This is a genomic window from Oceanobacillus senegalensis, assembly GCF_900176885.1.
Lineage (GTDB): Bacteria > Bacillota > Bacilli > Bacillales > Amphibacillaceae > Oceanobacillus > Oceanobacillus senegalensis.
This window is the reverse complement of sequence record NZ_LT839648.1, coordinates 135,926-148,565: the sequence shown is the minus strand read 5'-3', so window position 1 is coordinate 148,565 and position 12,640 is coordinate 135,926. Positions and strand designations below refer to the sequence as shown.

9 protein-coding genes are annotated in these 12,640 nt (G+C 36.9%); 2 read left to right on the top strand and 7 right to left on the bottom strand.

What is annotated here, in order from left to right:
- The first annotated feature begins 246 nt into the window (after positions 1-246).
- The gene (locus tag CAO17_RS00825) at positions 247-1,224 is read left to right on the top strand and encodes a VOC family protein (RefSeq protein ID WP_085990963.1); all 978 of its coding nucleotides are present in this window, start codon (positions 247-249) and stop codon (positions 1,222-1,224) included.
- 93 nt (positions 1,225-1,317) lie between these two features.
- Positions 1,318-2,406 (top strand): AbrB family transcriptional regulator, encoded by a 1,089-nt coding sequence (locus CAO17_RS00820; protein WP_179151849.1) that lies wholly within the window; start codon positions 1,318-1,320, stop codon positions 2,404-2,406.
- A gap of 752 nt (positions 2,407-3,158) precedes the next feature.
- Here CAO17_RS00820 and CAO17_RS00815 read toward each other — a convergent pair.
- The 7 genes from CAO17_RS00815 to CAO17_RS00785 form a co-directional block, all read right to left on the bottom strand.
- Complete coding sequence (locus CAO17_RS00815; RefSeq protein WP_085990961.1) at positions 3,159-3,878, bottom strand: DUF6320 domain-containing protein; 720 nt, start codon at positions 3,876-3,878, stop codon at positions 3,159-3,161.
- Between the two features lies 1 nt (position 3,879).
- Positions 3,880-5,148 carry an alcohol acetyltransferase gene (locus CAO17_RS00810; RefSeq protein ID WP_143833691.1) on the bottom strand — a complete coding sequence of 423 codons (1,269 nt, stop codon included), beginning with the start codon at positions 5,146-5,148 and terminating at the stop codon, positions 3,880-3,882.
- A 349-nt stretch (positions 5,149-5,497) separates the two neighbouring features.
- Positions 5,498-6,661 carry a murein hydrolase activator EnvC family protein gene (locus CAO17_RS00805; protein WP_085990959.1) on the bottom strand — a complete coding sequence of 388 codons (1,164 nt, stop codon included), beginning with the start codon at positions 6,659-6,661 and terminating at the stop codon, positions 5,498-5,500.
- Positions 6,662-6,916: 255 nt separating this feature from the next.
- Positions 6,917-7,207 carry a DUF378 domain-containing protein gene (locus CAO17_RS00800; protein WP_085990958.1) on the bottom strand — a complete coding sequence of 97 codons (291 nt, stop codon included), beginning with the start codon at positions 7,205-7,207 and terminating at the stop codon, positions 6,917-6,919.
- A gap of 258 nt (positions 7,208-7,465) precedes the next feature.
- The gene (locus tag CAO17_RS00795; protein WP_342744169.1) at positions 7,466-8,269 is read right to left on the bottom strand and encodes an LCP family glycopolymer transferase; all 804 of its coding nucleotides are present in this window, start codon (positions 8,267-8,269) and stop codon (positions 7,466-7,468) included.
- 809 nt (positions 8,270-9,078) lie between these two features.
- The gene (locus CAO17_RS00790; protein WP_085990956.1) at positions 9,079-11,169 is read right to left on the bottom strand and encodes an acetate--CoA ligase family protein; all 2,091 of its coding nucleotides are present in this window, start codon (positions 11,167-11,169) and stop codon (positions 9,079-9,081) included.
- A gap of 325 nt (positions 11,170-11,494) precedes the next feature.
- Positions 11,495-12,640 carry a thiolase family protein gene (locus CAO17_RS00785; RefSeq protein WP_085990955.1) on the bottom strand — a complete coding sequence of 382 codons (1,146 nt, stop codon included), beginning with the start codon at positions 12,638-12,640 and terminating at the stop codon, positions 11,495-11,497.

Below are 12,640 nucleotides of genomic sequence, written 5' to 3'. Positions count from 1 at the left end.
GCGAAGGAAATACACGGAGACTACTGCGGGATGAAAAGCCTCGGTGAGACCACGTAGTGCGACAGCACGGAGGGGGCTCAGTAGCGCCCGTGGAAAGCGTAGTGTATTTCCGTAACGGTATTTACGCACCTTTTTTCGTATTAAGTATTGCGCATCATATCTATTTTATGCATTAACAACAATGCTTTTAGAAATCAGCCAAATATATAAGAAAAAAATTTATTATCTTTGATGGGGTGAATTTTTATGGAAAAATTTTATTATGCACCAGAAATAGCAAAGTTAGGGCATGTTGCATTAGTATCGGAGAATCTTGAACAATCATTACGGTTCTTTAAAGACGTGATTGGATTAGAAGAAACTTGTGAAGTGGATGGCACTCACTATTTACGCGCATGGGGCGACTTCGAACATCATACATTATCCATTACAGCTGGAGAAACATCTTTTATTGATCATATTGGCTGGAAAGCGAGACGCCGTGAAGATGTGGATACATTTGCTCGTCTCCTGCAAGATGCTGGGGCCGAAGTTCGTTGGATTGAGCCTGGTGAAGAAGTTGGGCAAGGCCGTGCGATTCGTTTTGAATTGCCTAGTGGCCATCGCTTTGAAATTTATTTTGATATGGAAAAACCAGAAGCAGATGCCAACCGCAAATCAATCCTAAAAAATCAAACCTATAAATCATGGGCAAAAGGGGTTTCCCCTCGCCGAATTGATCATGTAAACTTATTAACATCTGTTGATAACGAAATCATTGTTAATTACTTAGTTGAGAAACTTGGGTTTAAACTACGTGAATACTTTGTTAATCCAGACGACAAACAAGTTGCAAGCTGGTTGAGTGTTACCAATTTAGTACATGACGTAGCTATGATGTCTTCCGAAAGATGCAAAGGACCAAATGAAATGCACCATATCGCATATTGGCTAGACAATGCTCAAGATTTATTACGTGCTGCGGATATTTTAAGTGAAGATGAATTAAGTTTTGTAGGACCAGGAAAACACGGAATTTCACAGGCGATGTTTATTTACGTAAAAGATCCTGGTAGCGGTCTTCGTTTGGAAATATTCACAAATGGCTACTTAATCTTTGAACCTGATTGGGAACCAGTCAAGTGGACGTACGAAGAATACTTAAAATATGGTTCAACCGTTTGGGGAGATCACCGTCGTGACGATGTTAAAGATCGCGAGAAGGAAATTGCGAAAGTGAAATAACTATCCTTTTTGACGAACAGTGTTCAGCAACGCAGAAAGCAAGCTGAGCACTGTATCTTCATTTTTACACTTACAAAGAAAGGGGCGATGTTCATGAAGGACCGATTAAAAGTCTTACATGCGATTTTCAACAAGGAAATTTTAATCGTCTTTTTTATAGCTGTTATAGGTGCTAACATATTTAGCTTTCTCCATGTCCCTATTCCTTGGATGTTAGGTCCTATTTTTTCACTACTTTTGTTTCAATTCATTTATAAAGGATCCCTAAGGTGGTCTCCAAGACTACGTGATATCGGGCTTGTTGTTCTAGGCCTTACCATCGGCCAACAATTCGATTTAGCACTTTTTAATAATCTTGGAATTCTACTAATCTACATGTTTCTACTAAATATTGTACTTATAGCGGGGTCTATTGGATTAGCTTATTTATTAAGTAAATGGTCTAAGCTTTCCTTCAAGTCGATGATTCTTAGCACCATTCCTGGTGGTATTGCACAAATCGTTGTATTTGCTGAAGAAGAAAAAGACGTCGACTTAGCGGCGATTACATACTTTCATGTGGTTCGTCTTTTACTTGTTGTTGTCATTGTTCCATTTATCGTTGCAAGTCAGGTTGCCACAAAGCCAGAAGTCAGTTCAAGCCTTACTATCGGGTTAATCCTTCTGATATTAGTCTCTTGGTTGGTTTCTCTTCTTGCAAAACGTATCCATATGCCTATCGCTTATTTTCTAACACCTGTTCTAATTGCGATTGGTCTAAATCTGGGTTCTGTTACTATCCCTGTCGTGCCCCCTTCTATCATGAATATTGCACTCTTATGTATTGGTGCACATATCGGTTTAGCATTAAAACCACATATGATTAAATTACCAAAACGCTATTTACTTGCTGGCGTATTCAGTTCCATCGGTTTAATCGCTTTAACGTTCGGCACCAGTTTTGTACTATCTATTATGCTAGGCTTTTCATTTGCAACCAGCTTCTTAAGTACCGCACCAGGCGGACTAGATCAAATGGTTTTATTAGCAGATGCCATTGGAGCAGACGTTTCGATGGTAACAGTTTTCCAGATTTTTAGATTACTATTTATTTTCCTAATCGTCATGCCAGCGTTAAAATTTTTTTACAAAAACACAGCCCAAAAGAAAATCATCGCACCCACTGTAAAGAATCAAGCATGATGTAGTGCACCCCAAACATACTAACATTAGTAGCCCAAAACCAAGGCCATGCTTTTGGGCTACTATCTTTTTATAGAATAAAAGTCGATTTAACTTTAGGATCAATATAGAATCCGCAACCCAAACAGGCTTATCACCCCCTATATGAATCAATTTAGTTGGGGGATCACCTCAGAACCTCCCCCCTCAAAGATATGAAAGCTACACTTTCATTAAAAAACAGGAGAAAAAAGGTGAAATGGTAAGAAAAATGGAGATGTTCTCGGTTTCATTTGCGTTGTTGTCGTTTTCATGAGGAATGTTAACGATTCCACAGACTTTGTCAATTTGTCCCATTTCTAAGATAATAGAATTAACAAAAGAGAGGAGGAACGACAGATGAGACAAATTAAACAAGCAATAAAAGAGGCTTTTGAATTATATGCTAATGCTTATGAAAAACTTTACCGTAGATAGTGGGAGTGGGATTCAGGCGCATACTTCATTACATAGAGAAAGGATGTAACCATGTCTTATTCAAAAATAAGAAAAAGTGATCCATTAAACCGATTCTAAAAAGAACAGAAGAATCGGTTTTTATTATGGTAACTATAAGAATACTCCATTATCATTTCGCGTTCCCTTCATTTATACGCCCTCTCATTACGGCAGGACAGAGGTACATTATCCCGCTCCTCTAATCGAATTTGAACCAATGTTCCTTCCCTCCGCGTCTCTTTACTATCAAGCGGGGCGCTGTTCCCTATATCCCTCTACAAATGAAACTTTCTCGCTATCTTTTGTTTCATCCGTTCAGACATACCGTACTTGACGTAAATCATAATGAATAAAACGGGTAAAAGCTGTAGGACGGTAACAATAATCCAATTCAGCAGATTCACTTCATTTCGATAGCTTTGAATAAAGAAATTAATCCACATGAATAGGATAACGAGTGTAATGAAGAAAAGACCAATCACATTAAAGCGCCTCACAGTCAGTAATCGAATAGCGCTCCAGTAGCCTACACTGATGACCGTTGTCCCAGCTACAATGGGAAATGCCAAAGGAAAGAACCACTCCAGCTTCCCGTTGAACACATCAAGGCCAAATAATAAAAATAACGCATCTAAGCCGATTCCGATAATGACTTTATAGTAGCTTTGGACATAACCAAATGAAAAGTATAACAAGACCCATCCTGCAAACATACTTAAATTACTATACCTGGACCAAGTCAACATTTCATTTAATTCGTAATCAATATAAAACATGAGACAAATAGCTACAAATATCAATAATGTGCTGAAAACAAAGATACGATTGAGAACGCCTCGAAAGTGAGCAGGATATGGATTGGCAGCTTGCGGAAATTTAGGAACCCGAGCAACCGTTTCATTCTCTTCTGTTACTTTTGGGATAGGAAAGCTGCATAGTGGGCAAGGGCGATTATCCCCTTCCACCTCAATACCGCACTTTGGACAATAGGCCATTTTAATTCACCTCATCATTCGTTTCAATCATCACATGTATTCCTAGCTTCCGAATCCGACGAAAAAATTCCCGCTCAAGCATCCGGTCTTTCGATAAATTTCCAAAAGAAAGATACACATTTCCGTCATAACTAAGTAACATAGCCTTCACTTTATTGCCAATGCTTGGCGGAGGATAGCACTCAATTCGTTCGATAAACTCCTTTAATTCCCTATCTACATGAACCATTCCCAAGTTGGATAAGCCACTTGTATAGTTACCTTCCCCGAAAAAAGAGTAAATCGTCGGCGCAACCATATTCTTGATAGGGGACGGCATTAATCGTAACCCTAAATTTTGCTCACTAATCACACTTCGCTTTATATGCTGCTTTAATTTTTTTGGTGTGAGTAAACGGCTAAACTCAATCTTAAGCTCCTGAATAATTTCCTCAAATTTGTACGCACCAAGCCTTGCATCAATAGAAGGTGTCATACTTATGAAAAAGTTCCTCATGGTCTTACTTTCAAAAAAAGAACGCATGTTAACGGGAACATTCATCACAATCGGTCGTCTCCGTCTTGACGTTCTTTCTTGAATATGTAGAAGACTCTCGATATAAACCGCAGTGAGGAAAATGGTAATGGAAGCGTCATATTCCTTTGCCCTTTTCTTTAATTCCTCTACCCTCATAATTCCCGTAACAATATGGTATTGTCCCTTATTATCTAATAGGATCGGTAGCTTAAACGTATTCCTGAATGGTGAACGGGGAGCAGGAATTTTTTTATCATAATATTTCCGAAATGCATTTTCGGTTTCTAATCGAATCTCCTCTTGACTTATTTTCTCCTGTTTTAATGGTATAGATTCCCTCAAATGAAGGTATTGCCTAACCAGTTCATATAAAAACTTCAACCCACCGGTACCATCCGTCATACTATGGGATAATTCCAAGGAAATTCTGTTTTTAAAATATAATACCCGATACGGAAAGGATCCACGCTTCTTAATTGATAAACTCATGCATGGATAATACATTTCCTCTTCTACCTTTGGTGTTTGCTCCGTTCCTTCAAAATAATACCAAAAGAAACCTTGTTTTAATTGAACCTTAAAAAATGGAAAACGTTCCAACGTCAATTCCAATGCACGTTGCAAGTGAATGGATTCGACTGGAGATGTAAGTGTAGTAGATAGTCGAAATAGAGTGGTAGCCCGAGAAGATATAATAGAGGAATATAGTTTACCAGCATTATCCAGTTGATACCATGATTTGTCACTCCTCATCCACATCACCGCCTTCCTTATCATTGCTAGGTCATTGTACCATATAAAAGGTGGGTGGTGAAATTCAGGGGATACTTAGAGACGAGGGATCTGTCGATGCGGTTCTATGAAATCTATACGCATCACAACCGTTGCCCATTTTTTCATTCACTCGAGATTGATTAATGACTGTTCCGACCCTATCGGACACTAGGATTTTATTATGAAGTAGGAAAAAAGAGACTCTAGACAGAAAATTTTCTGGCTAGAGCCTCTTTTTTTAGCATTTTATTTTATAATGAAAAGAACGAAAATATCCATTTATTATGTGCACTATAGATTAACACCGTAAGGGCAGTCCCTTAGGATTTTACAAATAATTTTCTGGGTCTACACGGGTTCCATTTTTATATACTTCGAGATGTAAGTGAATACCGGTTGATCTTCCAGTTGCACCCATGATACCAATCTTTTGGCCTTTGCTTACTTTTTGTCCGGCACTTACACTAATGGATGACATGTGGGAATAAGTTGTTTTCATACCATTGTCATGTCTAATCACGACTCGATTACCATAACCGCCACTGTTAAACCCTGCCGATTCAACGACACCACCCAATACGGCATAGATAGGTGGTACAGTACTTCTGTCTGTACGTGCGATGTCTGTTCCATTATGGCTTCTTCCCCATCTTGGACCCATTCCACTAGAGATATAACCACCGTCTGTTGGCCAAGCAAAGAGTCCACCACGTGAACCGCTGGAAACACTATTAGAGCTACTTATTGAAAGTTGTGAAGGATTATTAATTCTTTCTTGAATAGCTGCTAGCTCACTATCTCTTATTTCTAGCTTCTCTTTTTTCTCTTGTAATTCCTGTTCTTTTTCTTTTAGTGCAGCTTTTCTTTTTTCGTTCTGTGCTTTTTGATCTTCAATTAAAGCTTGCATTTCTTCCAGTTCCGCTTTCAACTGTTTGGATTTCTCAAGCTTGTCCTCTACTTCTTGCTTTTTTTCTTCTACTAATCTTTTGTCTTCTTTTTGACTTTCAATCAGGTTCTTGTCGGAGTTTGTGATTTTATTTACTGTTGTTACCCTACTAATGAAATCACCAAAGCTTTCAGATCCAAAAATAACTTCTAAATAGCTCATGGTTCCTCCAGATTCTTGATAGGAAGCAGCTCGGTCTTTTAAAATTTCATATCGTTTCTCAATCGCTTCTTCTAATTCAGTAATCTGGTTTCGTAATTTTTCTACTTCCTTCTCGGTATCTGAAATTTCCTTATTCGTTTCATCGAGCATGTTTTGATTCTGTCTTAACGATTCCTCTACGCCCTCAATTTCTTCATTCAACTCTTTTAATTCGAGTAAAACATCTGCAATTTCTTCTTCCGTGTCTGACAGTTTCTTTTCAAGCTCCGATCGTTCACTTTTCACTTCGTCTATATCATTACTAGCATCTACAACGGTCGCACCATAAGGACTCATAAAGCCTACCAGAGCAACTGTAGATAGTGTTAAAATCAGCTTTTTCATTTTAATCCCCACTCCTGAAAGTCTATATTATGTATGTAAAAAATACCAAACTATATATCTATTATTATTTTCCTATTAAAATTTTCGACAGTTCATAGTCTAACATGGAATAATTTCACACATGTTAAGTGGATGTTACAAATATATTTCAAATGCGACATGGTTCGTCAACGCCAACTAAAAAACAACGGGATTCACCAGAAAATTTTTGGCGAATCCCGTTGTTTTACGTATTGGGGCTGCCCCCCTTATTTCTTACTTTTTATCAAAATCATCTCTTCGTTCGTTAGGAGTGTCAAATTCCTCTCCAAATTCTGTCCCATAATTTAACCTTCCAGTTTGAACGGTATCATCTCTTGTATCAAATAATAAGGTTAAACAATATAAACTACTTATTCCGACTAACGTATAAACAACCCTAGATAACCCAGCATCTTGTCCACCAAAAAGAGACGCAACTAAGTCAAATTGGAACAATCCAATTAGCCCCCAATTGATTCCGCCGATGATTAATAATGTTAATGCAATACGTTTTAAAGTACTCATCCTATCACCTCCATTCTAAATAATCCATATAGGGACATTTTATTTTTTGCTATTAATCGATTTTCATCCAACATGAAATGAATAAATTCAAAAAAACAAGGAAAAGGCACCTTGTCTTGTTTAAACTGCAAGCATACCAGCATTTTAGCACCTTTACGCAGTGGGATTCGGACTCCGAAATATAAAAAAGAAGCCTTGCAGAGATTATTCCCTACAAGACTTTCTTAATTAAGGCACACTTTGGTTCTGTCACTAAAATCACTCTATCATACCATTCACTTTCTGAATTTCTTCATCTGGAACAATCAAGTAGTAGGTTCCATCAATCCTTGTTCCACTTCCTTTTAACATATAACTCACAACATTTTTACGTACATCCTTATAATGAAGGAGCAGATCCCGCATAATGGCAAAGTCCATATTGGTTGTCATGTTTTTGCCAAGAACATCCATGATATCATCGATTTTATGGACCGTTCCAATGCTTGCGCCTTTTTTAATTAGTCCTTTAATAACCTTTCGTTGGCGTTCTGTTCTGCCAAAGTCACCTCTACTATCTTGGTAACGCATTCGTACAAACCCCATTGTTAGTCTACCGTCTAAGTTCAATTCTCCTTTCGCATAGTGGAAATTTCTGCTGGAATCATACCAATCAAGTTCATTATTTACGGTTATCCCACCAACGGCATCTACCAGGTCAATGAGCCCTTCCATATTCATTTGGACATAGTAGTCTAATTCAATATCTAGAAGATTCTCTACCGTTTCAATCGACATATCAGGTCCACCATATGCATAGGCATGATTAATTTTGTCGGTAAAACCTTTGCCAACAATTTCTGTACGAGTATCTCTTGGAATACTGATCAACTGCATTTTGTTGTTCGCTGGATCTAAATTCATTACGATGATAGAATCTGAACGGCCTTTATCTCCAGGTCGCTTGTCCACGCCTAATAGTAGGATATTCAAGGGTTCTTTCTCTTCCATTTTTTCTTTTGAAATATGATGGTCAATCGATGGGAGCGGCTTATGCATTTGTTGATTAACTGTCTTATTCACATGGTTGTATATCGAAAAAAAATACGTACCCACCCCGACTAACAGGACTAGTACCACTACTAAACTGACTTTTAGCCAAGTGCGTTTCGGTTTAGGATGTTTATCTACTCTTCTGGAATTTGACATGAAAAAACACATTCCTCTTCTCTAGATAAATTAATGGTACTTATTATATCACCGATAAGGAGATTGAAACAGGGAACCTAATCCAGTTCATACTGCATTTATACTAGTATTTAATTACATAAATAAAACGAGGGACAGAGGGTCAGGTACCTTGTCCTGTTAATATCACATCGCAGACACATACCCATAATTAAGGTAAGCCTACTCATGAATCCACTAACTTTTAAAATCGAAATATGATTAATCGTTGCCATTGTTATTATTTTCTAAATGGTTTGAATGATCCAATTCCTTTGGAAAAATTATTACCTTTCCCATATACAAATACAATTTCACATTCCGTCATTTCAATTCGACACCCCTCTTAAGCACATTCCCGCGAGCAAATAATTTTCCAGAATTAAATGAATTAAGATAGTTTATATTTAATATCTCATTTTTTATAGGCAACTTAATCTGTACACTCCCCTCTTCAAATTCACTGATTTCAAATCCAACGTGAATGAGAAAGGGACTTTTTTATAATTCTTTTAATTCATCTATGGAGGTCATCAATTTACCTCCTCCCCCTAGGATATTTATAGGAATTGGATCCTAATGTAGATAAGTGAAATGCTAACCTTGTATAGAAAGAAAACAGAGAAAGTGATGAAAGTTCTTCCTCTGTCGTAAAACTTAGAGTATTATTTTCCAACAATAAAAGCATCTACCGCAGTAACTCCTCTTCCTTTTTCATGTACAATTAGAGGGTTAATATCAAACTCAACTAGACTATCACTTTTATCCATACAAAGTTCTGATATATGAACAATTACATCTGCCAATGCTTCTAAATCATATTTCACATCTCCTCGCGCTCCATCTAAAACTTTAAAGTTTTTGATAGAGTGAATCATATGAATGGCTTGATTATGATTCAAGGGTGCTGGTAGAACTACAACATCTTTCATTACTTCTACAAAAATTCCCCCTAAACCAAACATAATACATGGTCCAAAGAATTTATCATGAACCGCACCAATGATTACCTCTATCCCCTTTGGAGCCATTTCTTCTATTAAGACACCATCTAATTTTTTACTGTTACAATGTTTTTGTTTATTATTTAATATAATTTTATATGCACTTACAGCTTCATCAAAAGTAGAAATGTTTAATTGAACTAAGCCATAATCACTTTTGTGTTCAATCTCAGACGAAACAGCTTTCATAACTAATGGATAATTCAAATTACTCTCTCTTAATTCCTCTATTTGGTTAATCATTTTACCTTCTGGAATTGAAACATGATGCTGATTTAGTAGTTGTTTACTTTCCCATTCATTTAATTTACCCTTTAACTTAGAATAACTTTCATTTTTATTTCTTGAAATTAATTCACTTCTTACATTTAAACTACGCCTATTATAATATTTCGTAACGTTTGACAATGCATTTATTGTTCTTGTCGGATTTGGTATCCAACAGATATTCTTATATTTAAATAATTCCGCTTTTGTTTCTGGCATAATTCCAGCCCAACAAAAGATTAACCGTTTATCTGTTTCTTTAGCAATCTTTGATAATCTGGGTAGAATTGGTAGAAATTTATCATCTGTCATTTGTAAATAGAGTATAACTGATTCTACATTTTTATCTCGCAATGTAATCTCAACTGCATCAGCGACTATACTTGGTTCTTGAGAAACCTGTGCCGTAATATCAATTGGGTTTTTAATCGAAGCAAAATCGGGTAATGTATCTTTTAATTTCATAGTTGTTTCTGTTGTTAAATTAGCTAAGGTAATATCTCTTTGTTCACACTGATCTGACATAATAATCCCGGCCCCACCAGACTGAGTTACAATTGCAACTCCTCCAGGATTTTTTGGTGTAGCAGTTTTATTAAAAATGGCTAATGTATCAGTTAACTCTTCCTCATCTGAAACTCGGACAACATTATTCATTTCCAAATAGCTTCTGTATACTTCAGCATTTCCCGCTATAGATGCTGTATGAGAACTCGCAGCATCGGCTCCTTTTTCAGAATTACCTACTTTCATTAAAACTAAGGGTTTATTATTATCAACACATGCTGTTAAAGCACGGTCCATTTTACTAAAATCTCTAGCACCTTCTAAATAACCACCTATCACCTTTATATCTGACTGTGTAGAAAAGTATTTAACATAATCAAAGAAATCTACACCTGCTTCGTTTCCACTAGAAACAAAATATTGAAAACCCACTCCCATTTCATTTGCTAACGTATATGTCAATGTACCTAATGCACCACTCTGAGTTACAAATGCTATTGGATCATAATCTCTAGCTTTCAAACTTGAAAAAGAGGCAATCGATTTCTCTTTAAAATTAGCTAATCCTATTGTATTCGGACCACAAATCGGGATGTTGCTCTCTTCTGAAAAATCAGATATCTCCTGTTGCAAAAGGGCTCCTTTCTCACCAACTTCTGCATAACCAGAACTTAAAATAATCACACTCCTTACCGCACGTTCGCGTAATTTATGCAACACTCCCATTACATTTGCAGCACTTACAGAAACTAATACGAGATCGATATTTGTTGGCAAGCTCTCAATATCTTTATAACATGGATAACCAGCAATTTGTTCGTATTTAGGATTAACTAGAAATACACTACCGTCATAGCCTATTTCTTTTAAGTTTGAAACTGGTTTATAACCTATTTTTCTTTCATCTCCAGAAGCACCTATAATTGCAATAGACCTTGGGGAAAGCATAGAACTAAGTTTATCTGTTTTTGTTTCCATGATAACACTCCCATTTCAAAAATATTCTTTAAGTACAAATAAATGGATTCATCATCTAATTGTCGATAACATTAACTGTCCCAAACTCTTTTAAAGCTATATATACTAAGTTATTAGCATCTTTAGGTTTAACTCTTCCGACCGAGGCAACTGCCCTCACTCCATCTTTCACAATCTCATTTACTACTGAATTTGCTACATCTTCATCTACATCATTAATTATAAGCTTTGTACCTTTTTAGCCATACTTAGTACAACGACCAGTACCTCTTCCAGAACCTGTTACAATTACCACTTCCTTCTAATAACATACAATTACTCCCAACTATATTCTTTCAATAATCGTTGCGGTTGCCATTCCACCACCACAACACATCACCTGTAAGCCATATTTCTTATCCATATCCTCTAATTCATGAATAAGTGTGGTCATAATCCTCGCCCCACTCGCACCCGTCGGATGACCCAGCGCAATTGCACTACCTCGTGGATTTACTTTCTCAATATTTGGTTTTATTTCTTTCATCCAGGCAAGAACAACGGATGCAAACGCTTCATTGCATTCAAATACATCGATATCTTCAACTGTTAAACTAGCTTTCTTTAATATTCGTTGTGTTATTGGAATTGTTCCTGTAAGCATCATAGTAGGATCTGACCCAATAACATCCCTAGCTATAATTTTCGCACGTGGTTTTAATCCTAAAGAATCTGCTTTTTCTCTAGACATAATTAATACACCTGCAGATCCATCACTTATTTGGCTCGAATTACCTGCTGTTATTTTTCCATTTTCAGAAAAAGCTGGCTTTAATAATGCTAAATTTTCCACGGATGAGGTTGGACGAATTCCCTCATCTTCAGTTACTTCTATTTTTTTACCTTCTTTTTTAATTTCAATAGGAATGATTTCTCGCTTGAAATCACCTTTTTTAGTTGCTTTATCAGCCAACTGATGGCTTCTAACTGAATATTCATCCAGTTCTTCCCGAGAAATTTCCCACTTAGAAGCGATTCGATCAGCCGATTCTCCTTGGGGTATAATTTCATATAAATCATGTAATTCTTCTGGCTCAGGAACTTTATCCGAACCCATTGGATGCCGTGTCATATTTTCAATACCAGCAGCGATAACCACATCGTAATCACCACTAATAATTCCCTGAGCTGCGATATTCACAGCGTGCTGTGAGGACCCACATTTTCTGTTTATTGTCATGGCTGGAATTTCCTTAGGTAACCCAGCCATCAGGGTTGCTATTCGGGAAACGTTATTTCCCTGTTCTTCGTTCTGAGTAACGCAACCAACAACAACATCTTCAATCTCCTTTGGGTCAATACCAGAACGTTCTACTAACCCTTGTAAAACAGTTGACAACAAATACTCAGATCTTGTCTCTGCATAAACCCCTTTCCTTCTACCCACTGGCAAACGTGCAGCCTCTACAATTACAGCTTCTCTATTTCCCAT